Here is a 26,256-nt window from a genome sequence, read left to right as displayed (position 1 = left end):
AAGCCGACACAAAGCGACGAAGCGCCGGACACCTTCGCTTGCTCCGCCTTCCATGCCGGGCCACGCGCCGGGCGACGACGAGCGCTGAGCTCCGGCCGCGGCAGGCCTTCGACAGGCGGCACTGGACAGTTTTATACAAGCGTATAAACTGACCTGCATGCCCACCCCCCGCAAACCCGACGCCGGCACCCGCGAGCGCCTGCTGCAGGCCGGCCTGTGCCTTGCACGTGACCAGGGGCTGAAAGCCACCACGGTGCGGGCCGTGGCCGAGCGTGCCGGTGCCAATCTGGGCACCTTCGTCTACCACTTCCGCACCCGCGAAGCCTTCATCGAAGCGCTGATCGAGCGGCTCTACGGGCCGATGTTCCAGCAGCTGCAGCTCACCGCGGACCACGGCGGGGACCCACTGCACGCGCTGCGCTCGGTGCTGCTGCAACTGGTGCGCTGGGTCGTCGACAACCGGGCCTTCATCGCGCACCTGGTGCTCGACGCGAGCGCCGGGGAAGCCGCCGCGCAGCGCTTCCTGCGCACGCTCGATCAGCGCCACCCCGTGCTGCTGCTGGCGCTCATCCGGCGTGCACAGGCGGGCGGCCAGTTGAGCGCCGCCGACCCACTGCACCAGATGCTGTTCCTGATGTCGACCACCGCGGCACCGGTGATGCTGTTCCACCTGCTGGGCCGGCGCGGCGTCGCACCGCCGGCGCTGGTCGAAGCACTGTCGGTCTTCACGACCGACATCGCGCAGATCGAGTGCCGCCTGGACTGGGCCCTGCGCGGCCTGTCCGGGCCCAGCGAAAAAGGGCGACCATGACACACCAGCCCGCACTTCCCGCCTTGGCCTGCATGGCGCTGCTGCTGGTCGCCTGCGACCACGCCTCGCAAACGCCGGCCATGAGCGGCTACGCGGAAGCCGATCTCGTCTACGTCGCGTCGCCGGGCGCCGGCACGCTGCGGCGCCTGGCGGTGCAGCGAGGCCAACGTGTCGAGCCCGGGCAGCCGCTGTATGCGCTCGATGCCGACGCCGAAGCGCTGGCAGGTGCCGCCGCGCGGGCCCGCAGCGAGCGCGCAAAAGCGCAGGAGCAGAACCTGCGCAAGGCCCGCCGGCCGGCCGAGCTGCGTGCGGTCGCGCAGCAACTGGCACAGGCCCAGGCGGCGCTGGCCGGGTCGAGTTCGGCGCTGGAACGCAACCGCCGGCTGGTCGACGACGGCTTCGTCGCGCCGATCCGGCTCGAAGAGCTGGTGGCGGCCCGTGACCGCGACGCCGCCCGTGTGCGCGAAGTCGAGGCACAGCTGGCGCTGGCCACGCAAGGGGCCCGCCCGGACGAGATCGCCGCAGCGGCCGCCGAGGTGACGGCCGCCGAAGCGGACGCCGCACTGGCCGACTGGCAGGCCGGCGAGAAACAGCGCAGCGCCCCGGTGGCCGGGCAGGTGTTCGACGTGATGTACCGGCCCGGCGAATGGGTCGCAGCCGGTGCTCCGGTGGTCGCTTTGCTGCCGGCCGGTGCGCTGAAGCTGCGCTTTTTCGTGCCCGAGCCCGCGCTGTCGCGCGCGGCCGTCGGCCAGGAAGTGCGGGTCGGATGCGACGGCTGCCCCGAGAACGGCCTGCGCGCGCGCATCCGCTGGATCTCTCCGCAGGCCGAGTTCACCCCGCCGGTGATCTACAGCAACAGCAGCCGCAGCAAGCTGGTGTTCATGGTCGAGGCTGTCCCCGTGGACGCGTACGCGCTGAAGCCCGGTCAGCCGGTGGACGTGCGCTTCCTGGAAACGCCCGCATGAACGGCGAACCGGCGATCGACGTGCGCGGCCTGACCAAGCGTTTCGGCCGGCGCACCGTCGTCGACAACGTGTCCATCCAGGTGGCGCGCGGCGAGATCTGCGGTTTCCTGGGTCCCAACGGCAGCGGCAAGACGACCACCATCCGCATGCTGTGCGGTCTGCTCGAACCCGACGCCGGCGAAGGCCGCTGCCTCGGCCACGACCTGTTGCGCGAGTCGCGCCAGATCAAGCTGCGCGTGGGCTACATGACGCAGCGCTTCGGGCTCTACGACGACCTGACGATCGAGGAGAACCTCGACTTCGTCGCGCGCGCCTACGGCATGCCGACACGCCGGCAGGTGGTCGACCAGGCGCTCGAACGGCTCGGCCTGGCCGCGCGCCGCGCACAACTGGCCGGCGCGTTGTCGGGCGGCTGGAAGCAGCGCCTCGCGCTGGCTGCCTGCATGCTGCACGAGCCCGACCTGCTGCTGCTCGACGAGCCCACGGCCGGCGTCGACCCCAAGGCCCGGCGCGACTTCTGGCACCAGATCCACACGCTGGCCGCGCAGGGCCTCACGGTCCTGGTCAGCACGCACTACATGGACGAGGCCGAACGCTGCCACCGGCTCGCCTATATCTCGTACGGCCGGCTGCTCGCCACCGGCACCGCCGAGGAAGTGATCGAACAGGCCGGCCTGCAGACCTGGGAGCTGCGCGGCAGCGACCTGGCGCGCGCCGCCGAGTTGCTGCAGCAAGACGGCCGCTGGAGGGTGGTGGCCTTCGGCAACGCGGTGCACGTCAGTGCCGCGCGCGGCGCCGACCTGCCGCAATGGCTGGCCCGGCATGCACCGCAGGCGCCGTGGCGCGCCGCCGCGGTGCCCACCGGGCTGGAAGACGTCTTCATCGCGCTGACCGAGCATGCGCAAGACAATTTCCAGTGAGCGGTCCCGCGGCCTGTCCTGGGGCCGCATCGTCGCCGTGCTGCGCAAGGAGCTGGTGCAGTTGCGGCGCGACCGCCTCACCTTCGCGATGATGATCGGCGTGCCGATCCTGCAGCTGTTGCTGTTCGGCTATGCGATCAACGCCGACCCGCGCCACCTGCCGACCGCGGTGGTCCACGTCGACGCCGGGCCGATGGCGCGCTCGGTGGTGCGTGCGCTCGAGAACACCGGCTACTTCCGCGTCACCGCGCAGGTCACCGACCGCGAGGCCGAAGCGCTGATCGCGGCCGGCCGGGTGCAGTTCGCGCTGGTGTTCCCGGCCGACTTCTCCGAACGGGTGCTGCGCGGCGAGCGGCCCGCGGTGGGCGTCTATGCCGACGCCACCGACCCCGCGGCGACCGGGCCGGCGCTCACCGCGCTGGCCGCCTTGCCGTCGCTCGCGCTGGCGCACGACCTGCGCGGCCCGCTGGCCCGGCTGCAGGGGAATGCGGCGCCGTTCGAGCTGCGCGTGCACCGCCGCTACAACCCCGAAGGCATCACCGCCTACAACGTGGTGCCCGGGTTGATGGGCGTGATCCTGACGATGACGCTGGTGATGATGACGGCGATGGCGATGACGCGCGAACGCGAGCGCGGCACGCTGGAGAACCTCCTCGCGACACCGGTGCGGCCGGCCGAGATGATGGCCGGCAAGATCCTGCCCTACGCGCTGATCGGCTACCTGCAGGTGTTGGTCGTCTTCGCGGCGGCTCGAGTGCTGTTCGGTGTGCCGATGATGGGCGGCTTCGCGATGCTCACGCTGGCCGTGCTGCTGTTCATCGTCGCGACGCTGGCGGTCGGCTTCACCTTCTCGACCATCGCGCGCTCGCAGATGCAGTCGATGCAGATGACGATGTTCTACTTCCTGCCCAACATCCTGCTGTCCGGCTTCATGTTCCCGTTCCACGGCATGCCGCGCTGGGCGCAATGGATCGGCGAGGCGCTTCCCCTGACCCATTTCGTGCGCATCGTGCGGGCCATCATGCTCAAGGGGGCCGGCTGGGCGGACGTCTGGACCGATGCCGCGGCCATCGCCGTCTTCACGGTCGCGGTCGGCACGATCGCGATGCTGCGGTACCGACAGACGATCGACTGACGCCGTGCCCGCCGCTGAATCTGAATTTATTCCTCACTGACAGGCACTTCAGTCGCGGCACATCGCGCCGATAGACTCGGCAACGCGATGGCCCTGCCGGCTCCGGCGCGCCGGGACGCCGATGCCCGACCTCCTTGCGCCAGCTGTCCCTTCCCGGCCCGAATCGCCTGCCGACGAGGCCTCGCCGCACAAATAGGCAAAAATCCGACAAGAAACCGAGCACCTGCCCGACAGACCCGCCGCACCGTGCGGCGGATCATCGCCCGAAAGCCCCCGGGCCTTGTTCCCGCCATGGACGTCCAGACCCTCATCATCGTCACGCTCGCGAACGTCTTCTCGGTGTCGCTGGCGATGCCTGCCTTGATGGGCTGGCGCGTCAGCCCGGGCGCACGCTACGCGCAGGGTGCGATCCTCGCGCAGGCCATCGCCTGGGGCTGCTTCCTGCTCGCGCGGGCGATCGACGACCGGACCTTCTCTTCGCTGTGGATGGCGTGGTTGAGCCTGTGCTTCGCGTGCTCGTGGCATGCCATGCAGCACTGGCTGGCCCCTCGTGCCGGCAGCTGGGCCGTGTGGGCCGTCGCGGTGCTCACCCCGGTGGGCTACTGGGCCGGTTTCGACAGCTACCCGTTCCGGGTCGCATGGGCGAATTTCGGGCTGGCAGCGCTGATGATCGCCGTCTGCATCTCCGTCGTGCTGCCGGCACCGCACGCCGGCCGGCGCTGGCGCGGCGTGATGTTCGTCGCCCTCGGTGTGCTGGCGGTCGTCACGCTCTGGCGCGGCGCGCTGGGCGGCTTCTTCACCGAGCTCTACCCCCACCTGCGCGCACCGCACCCGGCCAACCTGGCCGCCGCCCTGCTGCACCCGGTCGTCATCACACTGCTGACGATGGCCAGCCTCGCTGCCTGGCGCGAAGAGGCCGAGCGCGAACTGCAGCGCCAGGCCCAGACCGACCTGTTGACCGGGTTGCTGAACCGGCGCGCTTTCGTCGAGCGCGCTGAGGCGGCCCTCGCCGAAGCACGCCGCTACTGCGACCCGATGGCATTGCTGATCATCGACCTCGACCGCTTCAAGCAGATCAACGACCTGGGCGGCCACGCGGCGGGCGACCAGGCACTCCAGCTGTTCGCCGACGCGCTGCGCAGTTGCATGCGCAAGGGCGAGCTGGCCTGCCGATACGGCGGCGAGGAGTTCTGCGTGCTGCTGGTACGCGCCGAGGCCGGCGCGGCGACCTCGTTCGACGCCCGGCTGCGTGAGGCCGTACGCGAGCGCAACGAAACCCGTACCGCCGCGCCGCTGGCCTACAGCGCGGGCCTGGCCGTGATGGGCGACCCCGCGCGCACGCTGGACGAGATGCTGCTCGAAGCCGACCGGGCGCTGTACACCGCCAAGCAGCGCGGCCGCGGCCGCCTGATGCACCAGGACCAGGAACTGACGGTGTCAGCCCCTGCCGGCCTGCCGGCGGCAGCGCTGCGCCTGGTCACCAAATAGGCGCCGCCGCGTGCACCGCACGCAGGTCGGCATGTGCCACTGCTGGTCCTGGGTACAAGCTGCTCAACGAGGTGCGGTTGTGCGCGGACGAAGCCCGGGCTCGCTGCGTCCATTTCGCGTTTTCAATCATTCATTCCGGAGAACCGCCCCGCCGCGGCGCGGAACTGCGCCAATAGGGGCTCGTGGCCGGCCAGCAAGGTTGGGTCACACCGCACAACCGAGGGCTCGTTCGTCGCCCGCAGTTGCGCACCCAATGATCGTGTGGGTTCGGCGCGGCTTGTCGCGCAAGACCCTGAAGCTCGAAGCTGACGTGTGTCGGACGGGGGTTCGATTCCCCCCGGCTCCACCAGCGTGCAGATCCATCGTCTGCAGGCTCGTGGGGCCGACCGGTTTCGACGGCGCATCGACGTGGAGATCGACGATCCGAGAGGCGACTGCCGTAAGCAGAGCAAACCACGTAAGTGCCAACGACAGCATTTACCTGAAGCGGGCGTAGACCTCGCTTCGGAGTGGCCCGCAAGGGTCCCCAGCCCCTGCGGTCTTCTGCAGGCTCGGCAACAGGAAGGCTGGGATCCCTCTCCTGTGCACCGCCTGCGCCGTGCCAGGACCCCACCAACGCCATCACATCGGCGTGGGCAGCGTCGGGACCGAGCAGGCCAGGCGCACCCCAGCTCAGCCGGGCCGGCGCCGAAGCACCGAGACGTTCACCGCCGTCCGCACTTCGAAGCCCAGTTTTTCATAGAGCGCGATCGCGGTGGTGTTCGTCGTCCAGGCGTGCAGAAAAGCTTGCTCGCCGCGGCGCTGGATGTCGGCGGTCACCGCGGCGGACAGTCGCCTCGCCAGGCCTCGGCCGCGGAAATCGGGGTGGGTGCATACCCCGCTGACCTCGACATAGCCGGGAAAGCGCATGCGCTCTCCTGCCATCGCGGCCAGTCGACCGTCGATGCGCAGGCCGATGAAGCGGCCCATCGTGTGCGTGCGCGCAAGGAAGGGGCCGGGCTCCGTGAGCGTGGCGAGTGCCAGCATCTCCGCCGCGTCGGCCACGCCGAGCACCTGCACGCCGTCGTCGGCCTGCAGTTGTCGCGTCGCCAGCATCTGCACGCCCGACGCGGCCTTCACCGCCTCCAGGCCGGGCGGCACGGCGATGGGTGGCACCTGCAGCAGGTACACGCTGTCATCGCCCGGCTGCACCAGTTCGGCCAGCGCCGACAGGTGCTCGGGGTTTTCGTCGGGCGTCGCGGCGAAACGGTTGATGTCGGGCCGGAAGCGCCAGGCGCGCTCGTCACCCAGGCGCCAATCGGGTCGATGCCGCAGGCTGGCCCAGACAGGCCTGTCGAGGTCGGACATGCTCAGCCCTCCTGCACACGCTGCAACAGCGGCTTCTCGATCAACGCATCCTCCAGCGCGGCCAACTGGGCCAGCAGGTCGCCCTTCAGGCCCGCGCAGGCCTGGGCGACAGCCGCCTCGGTGGCAGGCCACGCTTCGCGCTGGGCGCGCTGCACCAGACCGCGACCCTTGCGGCTCAGCCCCACGCGGCGCACCCGCCGGTCGCCCTCGCCCGGCGCCGACTGCACGAGGCCGTCGTCCTCCAGCCCTCGCAGCGAGCGCGTGATGACGGGCTGGCTGACCCCCACCGCCTGGCTCAGCTCGCCCACGCTCAAAGCCCCCAGCCGATCCAGCGCCGCGAGCATGGGGAACCAGGCCGCAGGCTGCTCGAAGCCGTGCAATGCCAGCACCGCCTGCGTCTGCGCCTGCAGCGTCTCGCCGATGCGCTTCAAGCGCGTGCCGAGGCTCAGATGGCCCAGCTCCTTCACCACATCTTCCACCACGGCGGCTCCTCTCGGATCGAATGCATATCATGCTATTCAATTGTAGGAGCGTCGTCAACTGCCCCCGGCGGCAGCTCACTGCGCGGTCGCCCCGCCATCGATGAGGTAGATGGCACCGGTCACGAAGGACGCGCGCGGCGACAGCAGGAAGGCCACCAGTTCCGCCACCTCCTCGGGCTGCGCCATGCGGCCCAGCGGGTGCACCGCCGCGATCCGCTCGCGCTCGGCGCTGTCGAGCTGCTGCAGCTTCGGCGTGTCGACGTAGCCCGGCCCCACCGCGTTGAGTCGCACGCCCTGCGACGCGTACTCCAGCGCGGCTGCCTTCGTCAGGCCGATGATGCCGTGCTTCGCCGCCGTGTAGGCGGCGATGCCGGCCACGCCCACCACCCCGTTGGCCGACGACAGGTTGACCACCGCCCCCCCGCCGCTGCGCACGATGGCCGGCAGCTCGTACTTCAAGCCGTGGAACACGCCACCCAGGTCGGTCTCGATGACACGCCGCCATTCCTCGGGCGGCAGGTCGGCCACCGGCACGCCGTGCGGGCCGGTGACGCCGGCGTTGTTGACGGCCAGATGCAGTGCGCCGTAGCGTTCCACGGTGGCGTCGACCATCGCCTGCACGGCTTGCGGGTCGCGCACGTCGGTACCGCACGCAAGCACGCGCCGGCCCTGCGGGTCGAGCCGCTGCGCGACCGACGCCGCGCGCTCGGGGTGGATGTCGCTGATGCACACGCAGGCGCCCTGGCGGTGCAGGTGCTCGGCGATCGCCTCGCCGATGCCGGTACCGGCGCCGGTCACCAGCGCCACTCGGTTGTCGAATTCGGACATGATCGGCTCCTTGCGGAAAGGACAGGCCTTCCATGGTGCCGCCACGCCGCTGACACCGAGGTGTCAGGAGGCTGCACGCGCAGGCCCGACACGCCGGTAGCGTCGGCTGCTCCGCGCAAGGAGCAGCCCGTGCCATCGCCGGGCGCTCAGTCCGGGCGCAGTGCCAGCCGCCACAATGACGTGACTTCGCGGCTGCGCGCGCCGTGCAACGGGTCGTTCGGATCGACCGCACGAGGGTGGCGCGGCCGTGCGTCGAGCCGGCCCACCACGACGAGCCCGGCCCCGTCGATGGCCTGCGCCAAGGCATCGCGGGGGCGCAGCTCCAGGTGCTCGGCCAGGTCCGACATCACCAGCCAGGCCTCGCCGTCGGGTTCGAGGTGATGCACCACCCCGGCCAGAAAACCCTTCAGCATGCGGCTGTCGGGGTCGTACACCGCGTGCTCGATCGGCGAGCTGGGCCGTGCCGGCACCCATGGCGGGTTGCACACCACGAGCGGCGCGCGGCCGGGCGGAAACAGGTCGGCCTGCATCAGCTCGACCTGCTGCTGCAGCCCCAGCCGCTGCAGGTTCTCGTGCGCACAGGCGAGGGCCCGCGGGTCCTGGTCGGTCGCCACCACGCGGGCCACGCCGCGCTGTGCCAGCACCGCGGCCAGCACGCCGGTCCCGGTGCCGATGTCGAAGGCCAGCGCCTTGCCGGGCAACGGCGCCTTCGCCACCAGGTCGACATACTCGCCACGCACCGGCGAAAACACGCCGTAGTGCGGGTGTATGCGGCCGCGCAACGCAGGGATCTCCACGCCCTTCTTGCGCCACTCGTGTGCGCCGACCAACCCGAGCAGCTCGCGCAGCGACGTGACCGAGGCGCCGTCCGGCGGCCCGTAGGCCTCCTCGCAGGCCCGCCGCACGTCCGGCGCGCGTCGCAACGGGACGGCGTAGTGCTCGTCGAGCGGCATCAGCAGCAGTCCCAAGGTGCGGGCCCGCTGGCTTTGCATCAAGCGGTGGAGGTGGAACGCGTCGGCCGGCGTGGCGGCCGGCTTGCGCGGCCGGCGGTCGGCGCGACGGGCCATCGCCTGCAACAGCTGGCGTGCGTTCTGGAAGTCGCCGCGCCACAGCAGCGCGGTGCCCTCGCACGCCAGGCGGTAGGCGGCGTCGGCGGTCATCGTGTCGTCGGCCACGACCACGCGACGTGGCGGCGCAGAGCCGCTCTCGGAGCGCCAGCGCGCGCGCTGCGGCTCGCCGCGTTCGACCCACTCGATGGACTGCCCATCGCTCATCGCTGCCCCTTCTGCAGACGAGGCAGCGTCGCCGCCCCATGGAAAAACTCAGGCGCATCCCGGCCTCGCCAGACCGAGCCGGCGGCCCGCGGTACGCGCCGGCCGCGCATGGTACGCCCCTGGCCAAGGCCCTTCGACGTCACCGCTGCGCCCCCGCGACGGGGCCGGGCAGCGTGCCGGCGCGGCCGGACCGCTCCGAACACCGTCTATGCCTCGCGTACACCGTCCATGCTCGACAACCGGAACCGCAGTCCAGGCTCGGCCCGCTCGGCCGTGAGATGCCAGCCATGCGCCAAGGCGATCTCCCGGCAGATGGCCAGGCCCAGCCCTGCGCCGCGGTCTCGCCGGTGTGCGGCGCGCCAGAAGCGCTCGAACAGCAGCGCCAGCTGCGCCGGCTCGACGCCCGGCCCGAGATCCCGCACGGTCACGGCATCGCCATGGATCTCCACGGTCACCAAGGTTTTCGGGGGTGCATGCTGGATGGCGTTCTCGAGCAGATTCTTCAACAACGTGAACAATGCGCCACGATCGGCTCTCCAGGCAACCTCGCCCTCGGCGGCGGCGAACACGGCCAGGCGCACGCCGGCAGATTCAGCCATGCGCTGCAGGTACGACACAGCCTCCTGCGCCACCTCCTGCACCTGGACGACGCCGAACTTGTAGTTGTGCGCCTCGCTCGCTTCGGCCAACAGCAGCAGTTGCTGCACCTGGCGCGTCATGTATTCGACATCGCTCAACAGCGCATCGCGAGCGCTGCCGCCGTCTTCCTTCAGCTCGATCTGCGCACGGATCAGCGCCAGCGGCGTCTTCAACTCGTGGGCCGCATTGCCGAGAAACTCCTGCTGCACGCGATAGCCGTGTTCGAGGCGTTCCAGCGCTCGGTTGAAGCTGTCCACGAGCGGGGCGATCTCCGAGGGCACCGCATGCGCCTTCAGCCGGGCATGCAGCGAGCGCGGCGAAATGGCCGCCGCCGACTCCGACACGTCCCGCAGGGGCTTCAGGGTGTAGCGCAAGGTGATGTAGGCGCACAGACCGAAGGCGACGAACAGCACGAAGCCGAACACCGTGATGCCCGCCCCGACGAGCGGCAGGGCCACGCGGTGAAGGAGGTCCATGAACCTCGCGGTGGCCGCGAACTGCAGGTACCACGTCCTGCCCCCGTGCTCGAAGGGCTCGGTGACCCCGTAGACCGTCATGCCGTCGTGCTCGAAGTCGAAGCTCCCTCGCGCCAATCGCAGCGCGTCTCCGCCGGCCGGCCAGAACGCCGCTCCGGCACTCGAGAAATGTGCACCGTTCCCCGCATCGTCGAGGATGCGATACGCGGTCTCGCGCTGGGGGCCGTCGTACAGCCAGGACAGATCGTCCACGCTCGTGTCGAAGCCGAGGGGCTTGCCGTCGTTGTCGAACCGGACCTTCTGCGCCAGCTCCTCGGCGGCGTCGGCCAGATCCATCCGGGCCAGCGCGTTGGTCTTCACCATCACGACCGCGGCCACCACGAGCAGCGTGAAGCTGAGCACCATGCCGGCCACGTAGGCCAGCAACACCTTCACCCTCAAGCTATTCAGCGACATCATCTTCACGAAGCGCATACCCCAGGCCTCTGACATTGACGATGCGCTGGCGCGAGCCGATGGCAAGCAGCTTGCGGCGGATGCGGTGGAGCGCCACGTCCAGGGCGTTCGGCGTCACCGCCTCGTTCAGCCCCCAGGCTTCAGCCTCCAGTGCGCTGCGGCGCACCACCTCCTCGGGCTTGCGCAGGAGCAGCAGCATGATGTGCATCTCGGCCGGGGCCAGCGTGACGCTTTCGCCCGCGCAGCACAGGACACCGGCATCGGGGCGCAGCGTCAGGTCGCCGTGGCTCGGCGCGAGCGAACGGAACTCCACCGGGCGGCGCAGCAGCGCCCGCACGCGCGCCACCATCTCGTCCATCGCGAACGGCTTGGGAAGGTAGTCGTCGGCACCGGCTTCCAGCCCTTCCACCCGGTCGTGCAGCGCGTCGCGCGCCGTCAACACCAGGCAAGGCACACCGAGACCGGCATGGCGCACCTTCTGCAGCAGCACCAGGCCGTCCCCGTCCGGCAACCCCCGATCGAGAACCAGGGCCTGGTAGGGCATGCGCTGGACGGCGGCCCATGCGGCGTCGATGCGGCCGATCACGTCGGCGGCGATCCCGGCAGCAGCCAGTCCCTGGCACATCAGCTGCGCCAGCCGGTCGTGGTCCTCGATCAGGAGTATTCGGCTCATCGGAAGCGGTAAAGGTATCCGAGAAACACGCGATTCTCGGTCGAGCGATCCACCAGCGGGCTGTCCTTGATGCCCTTCGCCAGGCTGGACACCTCGAGATCGAGGAGCATCGAATGCCGCTGGTCGAACAGGTAGACGCCGCGCACCCCTGCTTCGGCGTTGACGCCCGACTTCCCCTCGTAGGCCGCACGGCCGGCACGGGCCTCGCTGTCGCGGACGCCGAAATAGTAGTCGACGTACTTCTTGTCGTTCCACGTCGCCCCCAGGCGCGGGGTGAGCATCACGCGCTCGCCGAACCGCCACGTGCGCTCCACGCCCAGGCTGAAACGTTGCCCTTTGCTGTGGCCGGACGCGTCGCCCAGCCACTCGGCGCTGACGTCGGCCAGGCCGGTGTTCCATTCCACCTTGGCACCGGCCCAGAAGCCGCCCCTGCGCTTGCTCATGCCGTCGAGGATCGACGCGTCGTCGTCCTCATAGCCGCTGCCGTCGTACTTGGCAACGAGGCTGAAATCGAGTTGCTGGTTCCTGCCGACGTCGAGACTCGGCAGCTTCAATCCGATTTCGGGCCCGAAGATGCGAACGTACTTGTTCTCGAAATGAAGCAACGGCAGGGCCTTGTTCTCCCGATCGAAGCCGGTGTAGGGCGTCTGCCGGCTGACGGCGCCGAGACCGAGCGACCAGGTCGTGGACGGCGGCTGGCCGTCGTTCGGCTCTGCAGCCGCCGGAGTGGCCCAGGTGCACACCCCGATGGCGAACGCCGATGCCGCCATGCGCAGGGCGGAACCATGGGAGATCAAGACGGACGGACGCGCTAGCGGCATGTGGATTCCTTGCGTGGTGTTGAAAAGCCTGCACTGTCGCCGCGGCCTTCTTACCGAACACTTACCGGGAGCGCGTGGCGCTTGTGCCTGCCGGTAAGTATTCGGAAAGACGCATGGCCGGACAGTCCTGTCCCGTGCAAGACAAGGTCACCGCATGCTTCCACCCGCTTCCTCCATGGCCGTCGCAGCCGCTGCGCTGCTCACCGGCTGCGCGTCGACGATCCCCACCACGCCCGTGCCGGGCAGCGCCGCAGCGCCCGTCGCCGCGCAATGGCACGCGCCGTTGCCGCACGGCGGCCGGCTCGCCGACCTGCGCCGCTGGTGGGCCCAGTTCGACGACCCGCTGATGCTGCGACTCATCGAGGCCGGGCAACAGGTCAGCCCGAGCTTGGCGCAGGCCTCCGCGCGCATCGCCGATGCACGCGCCGCACGCGTCGCCCGCAGGGCCGACCTGATGCCCTCGCTTGACGCGAACATCAGCGCGAGCCGGGGACGATCGGAACTGGGCATGTCTCCAGGGACGACCGCCTCGGCGGGCTTGCAACTCGGCTGGGAACTGGATCTCTTCGGTGCGGGACGAGCGGCCGCCGACGCCGCGCAAGCCCGGTTCGAGTCCAGTCTGGCGAACTGGCATGACGCCCGGGTCTCGGTGGCTGCCGAAGTGGCGACAACCTATGTCGAGCTGCGAGCGTGCGAGGCCCAAGTACAGCAGGCCGAGGCGGACGCCCATTCGCAGGCGCGCACGGCGCAGATCACCAGCCTGGCGGCGAATGCCGGCTTCCGGCCCCCGGCCGCGGCCGACCTCGCGAATGCCAGCGCTGCGCAAGGCCATGTGGCGCTGATCCGGGAGCGGGCGCGGTGCGATCTTCTGGTCGGCGCGCTGAGTGCCCTGACCGCCCGCGACGAGGCCGCATTGCGGCGCGACCTCGCCACCGGCACGGCTCAGCTGCCGCAGCCGCCCGAACTCGGCGTCACCGCCTTGCCGGCACAGGCGCTTGCGCAGCGTCCCGACATCCATGCGGCGGCGCACGATGTCGTGGCGGCGAGCGCCGACGCAGCCGAGGCGCAGGCGCAGCGGTGGCCGCGCATTGCCCTGGCCGGCACGATCGGGACGACACGTGTCGCCAGTGGCGGCGTCAGCAGCGACGGCACGGTCTGGAGCATCGGCCCCGTGACGGTCACGCTGCCGCTGTTCGACGGCGGGGCACGCCGCGCCAACGCGCAAGCGGCCCGCGCCCGCTACGAGGCAGCCACGTCGATCTATGCCGCTCGCCTGCGTGAAGCGATCCGCGACGTGCAGACCGCCCTCGTCACGCTGGACAGCACGGCCCGGCGCAGCGAGGGCGTTGCGAATGCTGCCAGCGGCTTCGAGCGCTCGTACCAGGCCACCGAGGCGGGCTATCGCGCCGGCGTGTCCAGCCTGTTCGAGCTCGAGGATGCGCGCCGCAGCGTGGTCGCTGCACGAGGCGCAGCGACCGACCTGCAACGCGAGCGCATCTCGGCCTGGATCGCGCTGTACCGCGCGCTGGGCGGCGGCTGGTCCCCCGCGGCAGTGCATGCGGCGGGCCGTGAACCTGCCCCATGACCCAGGCCGTCCACCCCCTCCGATCTCTCAATTGGCGGCCGAATGCGCCGTGCAGAAAGCAAGGAACAGAACGATGAAGAAGCCCCGTTCCATCGCGGCCGCCGTGGTCGTTGCGGTGATCCTCGCCGCCACCGCCGCATGGGCCGTCCATGCCTCCCGTCGAGCTTCAGCCGTGGCAGCCGTCGCGGTGCCGAAGCCCGCACTGACCGTGGCGGCGGCCACGCTGCAGTCGGCCGTGCTGCCCGTCAGGATCTCGGCCAACGGAAACATCTCGGCCTGGCAGGAGGCCAGCATCGGCACCGAGGCCGACGGCCTGCGTCTGGCCGCCGTCAACGTCAACGTGGGCGATGTCGTCCGGCGCGGCCAGGTGCTCGCCGCTTTTGCGTCCGACACGGTGAATGCCGACCTCGCGCAAAGCCGCGCCGCCGTCGCCGAACTCGAGGCAGCGCTCGCCGACGCCGAGGACAACGCCCGGCGCGCCCACGGCCTGCAGGCGACGGGTGCGATGTCGGCACAGCAGATCCAGCAGTACCTCACTGCGGAACGCACGGCACGGGCGAGACTGGAAGCGGCGCAGGCCGCCGAGAGAACGCAGCAGCTCCGCCTGGCCCAGACCCGGGTGCTGGCGCCCGACGACGGCGTGATCTCGGCCCGCAGCGCCACGGTCGGTGCCGTGCTCCCGGCGGGGCAGGAACTGTTTCGGCTGATTCGCCGCGGCCGGCTGGAATGGCGCGCCGAGGTCGCAGCGTCCGAGCTGGCAAAGCTGGCGCCCGGGCAGGTGGCGCGCCTGACGCCAGCCGGCGGGGAAACGATCGAAGGCAGGCTGCGGGTCGTCTCGCCCGCGGTCGACATCCAGACCCGCAACGGCCTGGTCTACGTCGACCTGCCGCCGGACACTCCGGCGCGTGCCGGCATGTTCGCGCGCGGTGAGTTCGACATCGGCACCGGCCGGGCGATGACCCTGCCGCAGAGCGCCGTGCTGCTGCGCGACGGCCACGCCTACGTGATGCGCATCGGCACGGACTCGAAAGTCATGCAGACCAAGGTGGTGGCGGGCCGACGCGCGGGAGACCGCATCGAGATCACCGGCGGCATCGATGCGTCGGCACGGGTGGTCGCGGCCGGTGGCGCCTTTCTCGGCGACGGCGATCTGGTGCGCGTGGTCGACGATCCGGTGGCACGAAGCAGCGGCAGGCTGGTCTCGGGCGCAGCGTCCGCTGCCGTGAACTGAGCCGGGGAACACGATGAACCTGAATGTCTCTTCCTGGTCGATCCGCAACCCGACCCCGGCCGTCCTGCTGTTCGTCATCCTGACGCTGGCGGGCTTGATGGCTTTCCGGGCGATGAAGGTGCAGAACTTTCCCGACGTCGAGCTGCCCGAGGTGACCGTGGTCGCCACGCTGCCCGGCGCCTCCCCGTCGCAGCTCGAAACCGATGTCGCGCGCAAGATCGAAAACTCGCTCGCCACCGTGCAGGGGGTCAAGCACATACAAAGCATCCTGACCGACGGCAACGCCAGCATCACGGTCGAATTTCATCTCGAAAAGCCGATCCAGGAGGCCGTCGACGACGTGCGCGACGCGGTGGCGCGCGTGCGGGCCGATCTGCCGCCCGACCTGCGCGACCCGGTGATCAGGAAGGTGGAGTTCTCCGGCACCCCCATCCTGACCTACACGGTGGCTTCCTCGCGCATGGATGACGAAGCGCTGTCATGGTTCGTCGACGACGAGGTCAGCCGCACCCTGCTGGCGGTCCCTGGCGTGGGCGCCGTCTCGCGCGTCGGCGGCGTCACCCGCGAGGTGCGCGTCGAGCTCGACCCGGCGCGACTGTTCGCGTTGAATGCCACCGCGGCCGACATTTCCCGCCAGCTGCGCCAGGTGCAGCAGGAGGCGTCCGGCGGTCGTGTCGATTTCGGACATGCCGAACATTCCGTGCGGACCCTCGGCACCGTGCAGACAGCCGAGGACATGGCCGCAGTGGAGATCGCGCTGAGCGACGGCCGCAGCATCCGGCTCGACCAGGTGGCCGCCATCGCCGATACGGTGGCCGAGCCGAGGTCGATCGCGCTCCTGAACGGCCGCCCGGTGGTCGGCTTCGAGATCGTGCGCGCACGCGGCGCCGGCGAAATCGAAGTCGCCGAAGGGGTGCGCGCCGCGCTCGACCGGCTGAAGGAAAGGCACCCGACGATCACCGTCACGGAAGCGTTCAACTTCGTCGATCCCGTGGTCGAGAACTACGACGGCTCGATGTGGCTGCTCTACGAGGGGGCAGCGCTCGCGGTGCTGGTGGTGTTCCTGTTTCTGCGCGACTGGCGGGCGACCTTCGTCTCGGCGGTGGCGCTGCCGCTGTCCGCAATACCGACCTTCGCGGTGATGTCCCTGATGGGGTTCACGATCAACATCGTGACGCTGTTGTCGCTGTCGCTGGTGATCGGCATCCTGGTGGACGACGCCATCGTCGAGGTCGAGAACATCGAGCGCCACCTCCTGATGGGCAAACCGCCCCTCCAGGCAGCGATGGAGGCCGCCAACGAGATCGGGCTCGCGGTGATCGCGACCACCTTCTCGCTGATCGCGGTGTTCCTGCCGACGGCGTTCATGAGCGGCACGATCGGCAAGTTCTTCGTGCAGTTCGGCTGGACGGCGGCAATCGCGGTGTTTTTCTCGCTCGTCGTCGCGCGCATGCTGACGCCGATGATGGCGGCCTACCTGCTGCGCGCGCCGAAGCAGCCTGCCGGGCACGAACCGAGATGGGTGCACGCCTACCTGTCGTGGGCGCGCTGGTGCCTGCGCCACCGCTTCGTGGTGATCGCCGGGGCATCGGCCTTTTTCGTCGGCGGTCTGCTGCTCGCCGCAGCGCTTCCCGGCACGTTCATTCCGCCGGATGACGAGTCGCAAACGCAGGTCACCCTCACGCTGCCGCCGGGCAGCCAGCTGCGCGAAACGCTGGCGCTCGCCGAGCAGGCGCGCGGCCTCCTGCAGCAGAACCATCACGTGAAGAGCGTCTATACGGCGATCGGCGCCGGCAACGCGGGTGCCGACCCGTCCGAACCGGCGGGCGCTTCCGCGGCGAACGTGCGCACGGCCGTCCTGACGATCAACATGACCCACCGCAGCGATCGTCCCGGCGTGAGAAGGCAGAAGATCGAGGAGCAGTTTCGCGCTGCACTCGCCAGTTTGCCCGGCGTGCGCGTGAAGGTCGGCCTGGGCGGTTCGAGCGAGAACTACATGCTGGTGCTCACCGGCGAGGACAGCCGCGTGCTCGCGCAGCACGCTCGACAGGTGGAACGCGAGCTGCGCTCGATCCGCGGCATCGGCGCGGTGACCTCGAGTGCCGGCCTGGTGCGTCCCGAGCTGGTCGTGCGGCCCGATTTCGCGCGTGCGGCCGACTTGGGCGTCACCTCGGCGGCGATCGCTGAAGCGCTGCGCATCGCCACGACGGGCGACTACGACCAGGAACTCGCCAAGCTGAACCTGAGCGAACGCCAGGTGCCGATGGTCGTCAGGCTGTCGGATGCCGCCCGCAACGACCTCGAGACGCTCAAGCGTTTGCCGGTGCCCGGTGCACGCGGACCGGTGCCGCTCGAGAACGTCGCAGTGCTGCAGGTCGGCAGCGGCCCGTCCGAGATCTCGCGTTACGACCGCATGCGCAACGTCATCTTCGAGATCGAGTTGAGCGGCCGTGAACTGAGTGACGTCGAGCAGGCGGCACTCGCGCTGCCCAGCCTGCGCAACCTGCCCCCAGGCGTGGCGCAAACGCCGATGGGCGACGCCGAATCGATGGGGGAGCTGATTTCCGGCTTCGGCCTGGCGATGCTGACCGGCATCCTGTGCATCTACATGGTGCTGGTGCTGCTGCTCAAGGACTTCATGCAGCCGGTCACCATCCTGGCGGCGCTCGTGCTCTCGGTCCCGGGGGCGTTTCTCGCGCTGTTCGTCACCGGGTCCGCGCTGTCGTTGCCACCGATGATCGGGCTGATCATGCTGATGGGCATCGCGACGAAAAACTCGATCCTGCTGGTCGACTACATCGTCATCGCTCGCCGGGATCACGGCCTGGACCGCTGGGACGCGATCGTCGACGCCTGTCGAAAACGCGCGCGTCCGATCGTGATGACGACGATCGCCATGGGCGCAGGCATGATGCCGATCGCTCTCGGCTGGGGCGCCGATCCGAGCTTCCGCGCACCGATGGCCATCGTCGTGATCGGCGGGCTGATCACCTCGACGGTCCTGAGCCTGCTCGTGATCCCGGTGGTGTACAGCTACGTGGACGACGCGGTGCAATGGGGCATCGGGCGCTTCGCAAGGCGCGAGCCGGGCGCTCGCGGGCAGCCTCTGCCGGCCACCGGCCCGGCAGAGGCCGCGTGATCGAAGGGCGCGAACCCCGGCGACCTACTTCGAACGCCCGTCGAAGTGCGTCACCTCGAGGGCCTCCAGGTCGACGCCCTCGAGGCAGCGCACGTTGATCGCGGCCATCGCCTTGCCGTCCGGCGCGGTGCCCTCGCCGTACGGATGGATGCCGCACACCGGGCAGAAGCGGTGCTTGATGACATGCTTGTTGAACATGTAGGTGGCCGCGGCGTCGTCCGGCGTGCGCAGCACCAGCTGCTCGCGCGGCACGAACCACAGCAGCGAGCCCTTGCGCGAACAGATCGAGCAGTTGCAGGCCATGGCGCCGTCGAGTTCGCCCTCGACCTCGAAGGCAACGCGGCCGCAATGGCAGCTGCCGGCGTAGCGCTGATTCATGGGTGTTCTCCCAGGTTGACCGCAACCGCCGGGGCATAGGCGCCCAGTCGGTCCATGCACTCGCTCCAGCCTCCCTCGTGGCCGTCGCGCGACGCCTCGTTCTCGAAGCCCGACTGGCGAAAGGTGAGCAGGGTCTGGCCAGCCCCATGCTCGGCCAGGCTCACCTCGACCAGCGTCACCGGCGCTCCCTCCTCTTCCCACTGGAAGGTGAACGACAGGCGCTCGGGCTCGATGATCTCTTGATAGACGCCACCATGCCAGTACTCCCGGCCCTGCGGCGAACGGATGCAGATGCGATATCGCCCGCCGGGGCGGAAGTCGAGCTCGACGGAAGGCGCGGTGAAATCGCGGCCTTCGTCATCGCGAGGCCCCCACCACCTGGCGAGATGCTCCGGCGAAGCCCATAGCCTGAAGACCAGCTCGCGCGGCGCTTCCAGCACCCTGGTCATCACCAATGCGATGCCGCCGGCCGGCGGCTCAGCGCTTCTTCCTGCTGCCATGTGTGTTCTCCTGCGTGGCCTTGCCCTGCAACTCGTCGAGGTAGCCCGACATGCGGTCGAGACTGCCTTCCCAGAAATCCCGATAGCGCTCGACCCACTGCGCCACCTCCTTCAGCGGCGCAGCGCGCAGCCGGCGCGGGCGCCACTGCGCCTGCCGGCTCTGCTCCACGAGGCCGGCCTGCTCCAGCACCTTGAGGTGCTTCGACACGCTGGGCAGGCGCATCTCGAACGGCGCCGCGAGTTCGTTGACACTGGCCTCGCCCTCGGCCAGGCGCGCCAGGATGGCGCGGCGCGTGGGGTCGGCCAGTGCAGCGAAGGTGAGGCTGAGCCGGTCGGGAACCATGTTTATTTCGCCAAATGGTTAATTAGCCTTTAATCTAAATTCCAACAGACTGGTTGTCAAGCGGCGCGCACCGGCCATCTCGGGCATGCACGACACCGGGATGGCCGCTGCGGGTTTCGCCGCCGATGCGGTGTGCCTGAGCACGGCCGTGGCGCAACTGGCGCACGCTGGGGCTCAGCGTCGCCGCCGAAGGTGTCGAACCGATGCCCGGCGCGACCTGCTGCGCGGCCTGCAGTGCGACGAATTGCAGGGCTTCCTGTTCGCCCGGCCGATGAGTGCCGACGCCATGAGCCGCTGGGCCGATGGCCTGGGGTTGCCGGACCGGGTCCGGTTCAGCGACTCCGCGTTCCTGCCGGCGGCGGCCTGAGCCGCAGCCGGCCTTCGACTGCGGCTATCGCCGGGATAGGAAAGCCTGATCGCCGCCGGCCACCCCGGGCCCGTGGGTTGCCTACTGAATCCCATGTGCGGGCCGCGCGGCCCGCGCGCCGCCCCACTTCTCAGGATTCAGTGCAGGTACCTGCAGGTACCAGGAAGGAGCTTTCGATGTTTGCTCACAACAAGCGACTGCAATACACCGTGCGTGTCAGCGAAACCAACCCGGGTCTGGCCAATCTGCTGCTCGAGCAGTTCGGCGGGCCGCAAGGCGAGCTGGCGGCCGCATGCCGCTACTTCACGCAGGCGCTGGCCGAGGACGACCCCGGCCGCAAGGACATGCTGATGGACATCGCCACCGAGGAGCTGAGCCACCTGGAGGTGATCGGCACCATCGTCGCGATGCTCAACAAGGGTGCCAAGGGCCGCATCGCCGAAGGCGCCGAGCAGGAAGCCGACATGTACCGCTCGATCACCGGCGCCGGCAACGATTCGCACCTCACCCAGGTGCTGTACGGCGGCGGCCCGGCCCTGGTCAATTCTGCCGGCGTCCCGTGGACAGCGGCCTACGTCGACACCATTGGCGATCCCTCGGCCGACCTGCGCTCGAACATCGCCGCCGAAGCGCGCGCCAAGATGATCTACGAGCGGCTGATCAACGCCACCGACGACCCGGGCGTGAAGGAAGCCCTGGGCTTCCTGATGACGCGCGAAATCGCCCACCAGCAGTCGTTCGAGAAGGCCCTGTATTCGATGCAGCCGAATTTCCCGCCCGGCAAGCTGCCCGGCGATCCGCGCTTTGCGAACACCTACTTCAACATGTCGCAGGGCGAAGGCGACACGCGCGGGCCCTGGAACATGGACGAGCATTTCACCTACGTCAGCGAACGCGAGGACCAGCTGGCCGTGGACGGCGGCAGCGGTCTGCCGGAAGTGATGCTCACCGACGAGGAGGCTGCGGTCGTGCAGCAGGCGGCCGCGCGCACCCGCTCGGACCCGAGCGAAGACCCGATGACCGGCGCCGACCTCGGCATGGGCGGCGCCCTTGCGCCCGGTGCAGGCAAGATGGCCAAGCCGTCGACCGGGCGTGGCGGCGCCCGCAAGGCGCATTGACGCACGCCTTCGAGGGGCGGCGCCCACCGGGTGCCGCCCCGGCCCTCGCGCTGGAGTTGCAACGTGAACCACCCTGACTCGGCGTCCGCCCGCCTGGGGCCGTATGCGGCCTTGCTGATGCAGCCACGGCGCATGTTCGGCCTGCTGATCACGCTGAGCGGCTCCCTCGCGGGCCTGTGGTTCCTGTGGGAAGCGCTGGCCCGGGCCGACGTGCGCGTGCTGTACGCCTTGCTCGGTGGCAGCGCGGCGGCGGCGGCGACGGCCCTGGGGACCGTGCCGGTGCTGGTCGCGCGCGGGCTGTCGGAGCGCACGCGCGACGCGATGCTGGGCTTCGGTGCAGGCGTGATGCTCGCCGCCGTGGCCTTCTCGCTGGTGGTGCCTGCGCTCGAAGCGGCCGCGGCCCGCGGTGCCGGCGACTGGGGTGCCAGCGCCACGGTCGGCGCCGGCGTGCTGCTCGGCGCTGCGCTGGTGCTGCTGCTCGACCGCGTGTTGCCGCACGAGCACTTCATCAAGGGACGCGAAGGCCGCAGTGCGCGCAGCGTGCGCCGCACCTGGCTGTTCGTGATGGCCATCATGCTGCACAACCTGCCGGAGGGCCTGGCCATCGGCGTCGCCTTCGCCGGCACCGACCTCACCTCGGCGAGCGCACTCGCCACCGGCATCGCCATCCAGGACATCCCGGAAGGGCTGGTGGTGGCGCTGGCACTCAGCAGCGCGGGCTACGGCCGCGGGTTGGCGGTGGGGCTGGGGGTGCTGTCCGGCGTCATCGAGCCGCTCGGCGCAGTAGCCGGTGCGGTCGTCGTCGCGTTTTCGGCGGCCCTGCTGCCCTGGGGGCTGGCGTTCGCCGCCGGGGCCATGCTGTTCGTCATCAGCCACGAGATCATTCCCGAGTCGCACCGCCAGGGGCACGAAGCCCAGGCCACCGTCGGTCTGATGATCGGCTTCGTGCTGATGATGATGCTGGACACCGCACTGGGCTGACACGCCGCGCGGGGTCGGCACGCCTCGCTACCATGGCGGCCTGCCATGAGCCGAGCCGCCCACCCGCCGCCAGCCGCCCGCTTGCCCCCGCTGCAAGTGAGCATCCTCGTGCTGCCGGAAACCGCACCGATGGCGGTCTACGGGCTGTACGAGGTGCTCGCTTCGGTTGGCCGCGCCTGGCCGCAGCTCACCGGTGAAGCGGTGCAGGTGCGCGGCATCGAGCCACGCATCGTCGCGCGTGGCGCCCGCCCCTTCCGCTCGCTGGTGGGGCTGCCCATCCATCCGCAGGCGTCGGTGGCCACGGCGCCCCTGGCGGACGTCGTCATCGTCTGCGACGTCGAACTGCCCTTGCCCGCCCGGCCGGGCCACCGGTGGTCACGCGAGCTGCGCTGGCTGCGCAGCCAGCATGCCGCCGGCGCGACGGTGTGCTCGACCTGCTCCGGCTCGCTGGTGCTGGCTGAAGCCGGGATGCTCGACGGCCTGGAGGCCGCTTCGCACTGGAGCGCAGCGCAGGTGTTCCGCGACCGCTATCCGGCGGTGCGCTTCGTGGCCAACCGCATCCTGTGCGACAGCAGCCGCGACGGCCGGCTCGTCACCACCGGCGGCGCATCGTCGTGGCACGATCTGGCGCTGTACCTGATCGGCCGCTACTGCGGGCCGGCCGAGGCGGTGCGAGCGGCGAAGATCTTCCTGATCGGCGACCGGCGGCAAGGGCAGTTGCCGTTCGCGGCCATGGCGCGCCCGCGCCAGCATGAAGACGCGGTGATCGCCGAGTGCCAGGCCTGGATCGCCGACCACTACCCGCAGCCGAATCCGGTGACGCGCATGGTGCAGCGCTCGGGCCTGCCGGAACGCACGTTCAAGCGGCGCTTCACGCAGGCCACCGGCTACGCACCGGTCGAGTACGTGCAGACGCTGCGCATCGAAGAAGCCAAACAGCTGCTCGAGTCCACCGGCGACGCGGTGGAAGCCATTGCCGCCGTGGTCGGCTACGAGGACCCGGCCTTCTTCCGCCGACTGTTCAAGCGCCTGGCGGGCGTCACGCCGGCGCAATACCGGCTGCGCTTCCAGTCGATCCGCACGCTGCACGCGCCGGCCACGTCGCCGCCCTGAGCGCCGCCGGCGCCGGTGGCCCGTATGCCCCGGTGCCGGCTCGTTTGCCGCTGGGCCACGCATGCCGCCCGCTCCACCATGGGCTCCATCGCGCCGCGCCTGTCGCGCGGCGCTGCCAAGGAGCCCGCCATGACACCCGTTTCTTCCGCCCGCGGACCGGCCGCCACCTGGACGCTGTACTTCGCGCCGGGAACCTGCAGCCTCGCGCCGCACATCCTGCTGCGCGAAGCCGGCCTGCACGCCGACCTGGTCGAGGTCGACATCGCCAGCCGCCGCACCGCCGCCGGCGACAACTACACGCAGGTCAACCCGCGCGGCTACGTGCCCGCGCTGCGGTGCCCCGACGGCCGGCTGCTGACCGAGAACGTGGCCGTGTGCGACTGGATCGCACAACAGTCACCGCAGCTTGCGCCCGCCACCGCCTGGGAGCGCACCAGCCAACTGGAATGGCTGGCCTTTGCGTCGACCGAGTTGCACAAGCCATTCATACGCTACTTCTTCACGGGCAGCGAGGCGGAACGCAGCGAGCTCGACGCCTCGCTGCGCGAACGCTTCGTGCAGGTGGCCCGCCGGCTGGCCGGCGAGCACCTCGCCGGCGCACGCTACGGCGCGGCCGACGCGTTGATGTACGTGATGCTGCGCTGGGCTCGCAACGCCGGATTGGCGGTGCCCGACACGCTGGCGGCCTACCGCGACCGGATCGAGGCCCGCGCCGCGGTTCAGGCGGCGCTGCAGCACGAAGGGCAGGCATGAACACGGGCGCGCGCGCCTGGCTGGGCCTGGCGGTGATCGCCGTGCCCTGCCTCGCCTACGCGATGGATCTGACCCTCCTGCACCTGGCGCTGCCGACCCTCAGCGCGCAGCTGGATGCCGACGCCATGCAGGCCCTGTGGATCGCAGACATCTACGGTTTCATGGTCGCCGGCCTGCTGTGGACGATGGGCGCGCTCGGCGACCGCTGGGGCCGGCGCCGCGTCCTGTTGCTGGGCGCCGCCCTGTTCGCGCTCGCCAGCCTGCTGGCCGCGCTGGCACGCAGCCCGGCCGAGCTGGTGCTCGCCCGCGCCTTGCAGGGCGTGGCCGGTGCCACCATCGCCCCGTCGACCCTGGCCTTGATCCGCAGCCTGTTCGCCGACCGGCGGCAGCGCGCCACCGCGCTGGGCCTGTGGATCGCCAGTTTCTCTGCAGGCACCGCCGCGGGCCCCGCCGTGGGCGGCTGGCTGCTCGAGCACGGCGGCTGGCAGATGGCCTTTCTCGTCAACCTGCCGGCCATGGGCCTCGTCCTCGTGCTCGGCCCCTGGCTGCTGCCGGAAGCGCGCGACCCCTCGGCGCAGCGTGTCGACCTGGTCGTCTGCGCGTTGTCTCTGCCGGCCGTGCTGGGCAGCGTGCAAGCCTTCAAGTCGCTGGTGAGCGAAGGCCCGGGCTTCCAGGCCGCCTCGATGGCCGCGCTCGCCCTTGCCGCTGCGGCGGGCGCCATGCGGCGCAGCCGCAACTCGCCCGGCCTGCCGGCGGCCGCACGACTGTGGCGGCAGCCGGGCGTGCGGCCGGCGCTCGCGGTCAACCTGCTCGCCACCTTTCTGGCGGCCGGCACCAGCCTGCTGGGTGCGCACTACCTGCAGACCGCAGCCTTCCTCTCCCCCGTGCAGGCAGGCCTGTGGATGCTGCCCGCCGGTGTGGCCACCGCCGTCGGTGCCTTGCTTGCGCCCCTCGCGATGCGCCGCTGGTCCCTGCGGCCGTCGCTGGTGGTCGCGTTCTCGGCAGCGATGGCTGCCATGCTGCTGCTCGCCTGGGCAGCAAGCAGCGGCATGACGCCGGCATTCGCGACCGGCATGGTGCTCCTCGCCGTCGCCACCGTCCCGATCGGCGTGGCCAGCACCGAATGGGTGATCGGCCACGCATCGAGCGCCGAGGCCGGCCGCGCTTCGGCACTGTCGGAAACCAGCTTCGAACTCGGCGGTGCGTTCGGCATCGCGGCGCTCGGTTCGGTGGCGGCCGCCCACTACCGCGACGCGATGGAGGGCGCCGGCGGCCTGGCCGCCGACACTTTCGCCGCTGCGGCGGCCGCCGCAGCGCACCTGGAGCCGATGGCCGCCCAGGCGGTGCTGTCGGCCGCCCGGCAAAGCGCTGCCGCGGCCGTTGCCGCCAGCGCAACGGTGGGTGCCGGTGTCGCCGCCGCGGGACTCGTCCTGGTGCTGGCGGCCCTGCGTCGTGGGCAGCCGCGCGGCGCATCTGCAGCCCGAGGCGCGCTCTCCGGATCCCCGCGCTTGAGCCGGCGGTGGCGACATGGCACGATCGCGCGGATGTCCCCCCACCCCCCTGCCGACCCGCACCTGCGCGACCTCGCGCGGCTGCGTCGCGTGCGCGACCGCATCGACCGCGACTACGCACAACCGCTGAACGTCGAAGCCCTTGCCCGCGGCGTGCACATGTCGGCCGGGCACCTCAGCCGCCAGTTCCGGCTCGCGTACGGCGAGTCGCCGTATGCCTACCTGATGACGCGGCGCATCGAACGGGCGATGACGCTGCTGCGCCGGGGCGATCTCAGCGTCACCGAGGTCTGCTTCGCGGTCGGCTGCGGCTCGCTGGGCACCTTCAGCACCCGTTTCACCGAACTGGTCGGCCTGCCGCCCAGCGCCTATCGGCAACAGGGCACGCATGCGATCGCCGGGATCCCGCCCTGCGTGGCGAAGCAGGTGAGCCGACCGATCAGGAATCGAGAAGCGCCGGTCACGCAGTCGCCCCTAGACTCGCGGCCGTAGCAACCAGGCCCCTCATCATGGACATCACCATCCACTCGACCTTTCTGCCGCAGAACGACCCCGATGCTTCGCTGGCCTTCTACCGCGACCAGCTCGGCTTCGAAGTCCGCAATGACGTCGCCTACGGCGGCATGCGCTGGATCACGATGGGCGCCGCCGGCCAGCCCGGCACGTCCCTCGTGCTGTACCCGCCGGTCGCGAGTCCCGGCGTCACCGACGCCGAACGTCGCACCATCGCCGAAATGATGGCCAAGGGCACCTACGCGACGCTCATCCTGGCCACCCCCGACCTCGACGGCGCCTACGCGCGGCTGCAGGCCGGCGGCGCCGAGGTCGTCGAGGAGCCGACCGTCCAGCCCTACGGCGTTCGCGACTGCGCCGTGCGCGACCCCGCCGGCAACATGATCCGCATCCAGGAGCGGCGCTGACA

Annotated in this window: 25 protein-coding genes; 15 read left to right on the top strand and 10 right to left on the bottom strand. The window is 70.3% G+C overall.

Features of this window, described 5'->3' with window-relative positions; genetic code table 11:
* The first annotated feature begins 157 nt into the window (after positions 1–157).
* From M8A51_RS08675 to M8A51_RS08655, 5 genes are all read left to right on the top strand, one after another.
* Complete coding sequence (locus M8A51_RS08675) at positions 158–811, top strand: TetR/AcrR family transcriptional regulator (protein ID WP_251777807.1); 654 nt, start codon at positions 158–160, stop codon at positions 809–811.
* Positions 808–1,776 (top strand): HlyD family secretion protein, encoded by a 969-nt coding sequence (locus M8A51_RS08670; protein WP_251777806.1) that lies wholly within the window; start codon positions 808–810, stop codon positions 1,774–1,776. The genes M8A51_RS08675 and M8A51_RS08670 overlap by 4 nt, the downstream gene beginning before the upstream one ends.
* The gene (locus M8A51_RS08665) at positions 1,773–2,696 is read left to right on the top strand and encodes an ABC transporter ATP-binding protein (protein ID WP_251777805.1); all 924 of its coding nucleotides are present in this window, start codon (positions 1,773–1,775) and stop codon (positions 2,694–2,696) included. Before M8A51_RS08670 ends, M8A51_RS08665 begins: the two co-directional genes overlap by 4 nt.
* On the top strand, positions 2,674–3,831 hold the full coding sequence (locus M8A51_RS08660; RefSeq protein WP_251777804.1) for an ABC transporter permease: 1,158 nt from the start codon (positions 2,674–2,676) through the stop codon (positions 3,829–3,831). The genes M8A51_RS08665 and M8A51_RS08660 overlap by 23 nt, the downstream gene beginning before the upstream one ends.
* A 291-nt stretch (positions 3,832–4,122) precedes the next feature.
* The gene (locus M8A51_RS08655; RefSeq protein WP_251777803.1) at positions 4,123–5,319 is read left to right on the top strand and encodes a GGDEF domain-containing protein; all 1,197 of its coding nucleotides are present in this window, start codon (positions 4,123–4,125) and stop codon (positions 5,317–5,319) included.
* 672 nt (positions 5,320–5,991) lie between these two features.
* Here M8A51_RS08655 and M8A51_RS08650 read toward each other — a convergent pair.
* The 7 genes from M8A51_RS08650 to M8A51_RS08620 all read right to left on the bottom strand — a co-directional run bounded on the left by M8A51_RS08650 (position 5,992) and on the right by M8A51_RS08620 (position 12,315).
* A complete protein-coding gene (locus M8A51_RS08650; RefSeq protein WP_251777802.1) occupies positions 5,992–6,666 on the bottom strand; it encodes a GNAT family N-acetyltransferase in 675 nt (224 codons plus the stop codon).
* Positions 6,667–6,668: 2 nt separating this feature from the next.
* Positions 6,669–7,148 carry a MarR family winged helix-turn-helix transcriptional regulator gene (locus tag M8A51_RS08645; protein ID WP_251777801.1) on the bottom strand — a complete coding sequence of 160 codons (480 nt, stop codon included), beginning with the start codon at positions 7,146–7,148 and terminating at the stop codon, positions 6,669–6,671.
* 75 nt (positions 7,149–7,223) lie between these two features.
* Positions 7,224–7,976: an SDR family NAD(P)-dependent oxidoreductase gene (locus M8A51_RS08640; protein ID WP_251777800.1), complete on the bottom strand. Its 753-nt coding sequence runs from the start codon at positions 7,974–7,976 to the stop codon at positions 7,224–7,226.
* Positions 7,977–8,122: 146 nt separating this feature from the next.
* Positions 8,123–9,250, bottom strand: a complete 1,128-nt coding sequence (locus tag M8A51_RS08635; protein WP_251777799.1) for a methyltransferase — start codon at positions 9,248–9,250, stop codon at positions 8,123–8,125.
* A gap of 206 nt (positions 9,251–9,456) precedes the next feature.
* Positions 9,457–10,821: a sensor histidine kinase gene (locus tag M8A51_RS08630; RefSeq protein ID WP_251777798.1), complete on the bottom strand. Its 1,365-nt coding sequence runs from the start codon at positions 10,819–10,821 to the stop codon at positions 9,457–9,459.
* Entirely contained in the window at positions 10,808–11,494 is a 687-nt protein-coding gene (locus M8A51_RS08625; RefSeq protein WP_251777797.1) for a response regulator transcription factor, read from the bottom strand. Before M8A51_RS08625 ends, M8A51_RS08630 begins: the two co-directional genes overlap by 14 nt.
* Complete coding sequence (locus tag M8A51_RS08620; RefSeq protein ID WP_251777796.1) at positions 11,491–12,315, bottom strand: MipA/OmpV family protein; 825 nt, start codon at positions 12,313–12,315, stop codon at positions 11,491–11,493. The genes M8A51_RS08625 and M8A51_RS08620 overlap by 4 nt, the downstream gene beginning before the upstream one ends.
* 154 nt (positions 12,316–12,469) lie before the next feature.
* Between M8A51_RS08620 and M8A51_RS08615 the strand changes: the two genes are divergently transcribed.
* From M8A51_RS08615 to M8A51_RS08605, 3 genes are all read left to right on the top strand, one after another.
* Positions 12,470–13,900 carry an efflux transporter outer membrane subunit gene (locus M8A51_RS08615; protein WP_251777795.1) on the top strand — a complete coding sequence of 477 codons (1,431 nt, stop codon included), beginning with the start codon at positions 12,470–12,472 and terminating at the stop codon, positions 13,898–13,900.
* A 73-nt stretch (positions 13,901–13,973) separates the two neighbouring features.
* Positions 13,974–15,131 carry an efflux RND transporter periplasmic adaptor subunit gene (locus M8A51_RS08610; RefSeq protein ID WP_251777794.1) on the top strand — a complete coding sequence of 386 codons (1,158 nt, stop codon included), beginning with the start codon at positions 13,974–13,976 and terminating at the stop codon, positions 15,129–15,131.
* 13 nt (positions 15,132–15,144) lie between these two features.
* Positions 15,145–18,270, top strand: coding sequence for an efflux RND transporter permease subunit (locus M8A51_RS08605; RefSeq protein ID WP_251777793.1), 3,126 nt, complete (start codon positions 15,145–15,147; stop codon positions 18,268–18,270).
* Between the two features lie 24 nt (positions 18,271–18,294).
* Here M8A51_RS08605 and M8A51_RS08600 read toward each other — a convergent pair whose 3' ends face one another.
* Genes M8A51_RS08600 through M8A51_RS08590 form a run of 3 tightly spaced genes read right to left on the bottom strand, consistent with a single transcriptional unit; the run spans position 18,295 to position 19,491 of the window.
* Complete coding sequence (locus M8A51_RS08600; protein WP_251777792.1) at positions 18,295–18,648, bottom strand: GFA family protein; 354 nt, start codon at positions 18,646–18,648, stop codon at positions 18,295–18,297.
* On the bottom strand, positions 18,645–19,148 hold the full coding sequence (locus M8A51_RS08595) for an SRPBCC family protein (protein ID WP_251777791.1): 504 nt from the start codon (positions 19,146–19,148) through the stop codon (positions 18,645–18,647). Before M8A51_RS08595 ends, M8A51_RS08600 begins: the two co-directional genes overlap by 4 nt.
* Complete coding sequence (locus M8A51_RS08590; protein WP_251777790.1) at positions 19,126–19,491, bottom strand: ArsR/SmtB family transcription factor; 366 nt, start codon at positions 19,489–19,491, stop codon at positions 19,126–19,128. Before M8A51_RS08590 ends, M8A51_RS08595 begins: the two co-directional genes overlap by 23 nt.
* A 100-nt stretch (positions 19,492–19,591) precedes the next feature.
* On the opposite strand from M8A51_RS08590, the gene M8A51_RS08585 reads away from it, so the two are divergent.
* The 7 genes from M8A51_RS08585 (at position 19,592) to M8A51_RS08555 (ending at position 26,254) form a co-directional block, all read left to right on the top strand.
* Positions 19,592–19,858: a hypothetical protein gene (locus tag M8A51_RS08585; protein ID WP_251777789.1), complete on the top strand. Its 267-nt coding sequence runs from the start codon at positions 19,592–19,594 to the stop codon at positions 19,856–19,858.
* Between the two features lie 176 nt (positions 19,859–20,034).
* The gene (locus tag M8A51_RS08580; RefSeq protein ID WP_251777788.1) at positions 20,035–20,976 is read left to right on the top strand and encodes a manganese catalase family protein; all 942 of its coding nucleotides are present in this window, start codon (positions 20,035–20,037) and stop codon (positions 20,974–20,976) included.
* Between the two features lie 132 nt (positions 20,977–21,108).
* On the top strand, positions 21,109–21,957 hold the full coding sequence (locus M8A51_RS08575; RefSeq protein WP_407062216.1) for a ZIP family metal transporter: 849 nt from the start codon (positions 21,109–21,111) through the stop codon (positions 21,955–21,957).
* Positions 21,958–22,002: 45 nt separating this feature from the next.
* Complete coding sequence (locus M8A51_RS08570; protein WP_251777787.1) at positions 22,003–23,070, top strand: GlxA family transcriptional regulator; 1,068 nt, start codon at positions 22,003–22,005, stop codon at positions 23,068–23,070.
* 129 nt (positions 23,071–23,199) lie between these two features.
* A complete protein-coding gene (locus M8A51_RS08565) occupies positions 23,200–23,823 on the top strand; it encodes a glutathione S-transferase N-terminal domain-containing protein (protein WP_251777786.1) in 624 nt (207 codons plus the stop codon).
* Positions 23,820–25,826: an MFS transporter gene (locus tag M8A51_RS26725; RefSeq protein ID WP_251777785.1), complete on the top strand. Its 2,007-nt coding sequence runs from the start codon at positions 23,820–23,822 to the stop codon at positions 25,824–25,826. The genes M8A51_RS08565 and M8A51_RS26725 overlap by 4 nt, the downstream gene beginning before the upstream one ends.
* 17 nt (positions 25,827–25,843) lie before the next feature.
* Positions 25,844–26,254: a VOC family protein gene (locus M8A51_RS08555; RefSeq protein WP_251777784.1), complete on the top strand. Its 411-nt coding sequence runs from the start codon at positions 25,844–25,846 to the stop codon at positions 26,252–26,254.
* Positions 26,255–26,256 lie beyond the last annotated feature (2 nt).

It is taken from the genome of Caldimonas mangrovi (assembly GCF_023721835.1).
In the GTDB taxonomy this organism is placed as follows: domain Bacteria; phylum Pseudomonadota; class Gammaproteobacteria; order Burkholderiales; family Burkholderiaceae_C; genus Caldimonas; species Caldimonas mangrovi.
This window is presented reverse-complemented; position numbering and strand designations above follow the sequence as displayed.

Bases quoted from the DNA above. Each gene is read 5' to 3' on its own strand.
- M8A51_RS08610 (WP_251777794.1), top strand. From the start codon at position 13,974: ATGAAGAAGCCCCGTTCCATCGCGGCCGCCGTGGTCGTTGCGGTGATC.
- M8A51_RS08595 (WP_251777791.1), bottom strand. From the start codon at position 19,148: ATGGCAGCAGGAAGAAGCGCTGAGCCGCCGGCCGGCGGCATCGCATTG.
- M8A51_RS08570 (WP_251777787.1), top strand. From the start codon at position 22,003: ATGAGCCGAGCCGCCCACCCGCCGCCAGCCGCCCGCTTGCCCCCGCTG.
- M8A51_RS08580 (WP_251777788.1), top strand. From the start codon at position 20,035: ATGTTTGCTCACAACAAGCGACTGCAATACACCGTGCGTGTCAGCGAA.
- M8A51_RS08625 (WP_251777797.1), bottom strand. From the start codon at position 11,494: ATGAGCCGAATACTCCTGATCGAGGACCACGACCGGCTGGCGCAGCTG.
- M8A51_RS08555 (WP_251777784.1), top strand. From the start codon at position 25,844: ATGGACATCACCATCCACTCGACCTTTCTGCCGCAGAACGACCCCGAT.
- M8A51_RS08665 (WP_251777805.1), top strand. From the start codon at position 1,773: ATGAACGGCGAACCGGCGATCGACGTGCGCGGCCTGACCAAGCGTTTC.
- M8A51_RS08615 (WP_251777795.1), top strand. From the start codon at position 12,470: ATGCTTCCACCCGCTTCCTCCATGGCCGTCGCAGCCGCTGCGCTGCTC.
- M8A51_RS08655 (WP_251777803.1), top strand. From the start codon at position 4,123: ATGGACGTCCAGACCCTCATCATCGTCACGCTCGCGAACGTCTTCTCG.
- M8A51_RS08635 (WP_251777799.1), bottom strand. From the start codon at position 9,250: ATGAGCGATGGGCAGTCCATCGAGTGGGTCGAACGCGGCGAGCCGCAG.
- M8A51_RS08640 (WP_251777800.1), bottom strand. From the start codon at position 7,976: ATGTCCGAATTCGACAACCGAGTGGCGCTGGTGACCGGCGCCGGTACC.
- M8A51_RS08590 (WP_251777790.1), bottom strand. From the start codon at position 19,491: ATGGTTCCCGACCGGCTCAGCCTCACCTTCGCTGCACTGGCCGACCCC.
- M8A51_RS08565 (WP_251777786.1), top strand. From the start codon at position 23,200: ATGACACCCGTTTCTTCCGCCCGCGGACCGGCCGCCACCTGGACGCTG.
- M8A51_RS08575 (WP_407062216.1), top strand. From the start codon at position 21,109: ATGTTCGGCCTGCTGATCACGCTGAGCGGCTCCCTCGCGGGCCTGTGG.
- M8A51_RS08675 (WP_251777807.1), top strand. From the start codon at position 158: ATGCCCACCCCCCGCAAACCCGACGCCGGCACCCGCGAGCGCCTGCTG.
- M8A51_RS08630 (WP_251777798.1), bottom strand. From the start codon at position 10,821: ATGTCGCTGAATAGCTTGAGGGTGAAGGTGTTGCTGGCCTACGTGGCC.
- M8A51_RS08660 (WP_251777804.1), top strand. From the start codon at position 2,674: ATGCGCAAGACAATTTCCAGTGAGCGGTCCCGCGGCCTGTCCTGGGGC.
- M8A51_RS08670 (WP_251777806.1), top strand. From the start codon at position 808: ATGACACACCAGCCCGCACTTCCCGCCTTGGCCTGCATGGCGCTGCTG.
- M8A51_RS08620 (WP_251777796.1), bottom strand. From the start codon at position 12,315: ATGCCGCTAGCGCGTCCGTCCGTCTTGATCTCCCATGGTTCCGCCCTG.
- M8A51_RS08585 (WP_251777789.1), top strand. From the start codon at position 19,592: ATGGCCGCTGCGGGTTTCGCCGCCGATGCGGTGTGCCTGAGCACGGCC.
- M8A51_RS26725 (WP_251777785.1), top strand. From the start codon at position 23,820: ATGAACACGGGCGCGCGCGCCTGGCTGGGCCTGGCGGTGATCGCCGTG.
- M8A51_RS08605 (WP_251777793.1), top strand. From the start codon at position 15,145: ATGAACCTGAATGTCTCTTCCTGGTCGATCCGCAACCCGACCCCGGCC.
- M8A51_RS08600 (WP_251777792.1), bottom strand. From the start codon at position 18,648: ATGAATCAGCGCTACGCCGGCAGCTGCCATTGCGGCCGCGTTGCCTTC.
- M8A51_RS08650 (WP_251777802.1), bottom strand. From the start codon at position 6,666: ATGTCCGACCTCGACAGGCCTGTCTGGGCCAGCCTGCGGCATCGACCC.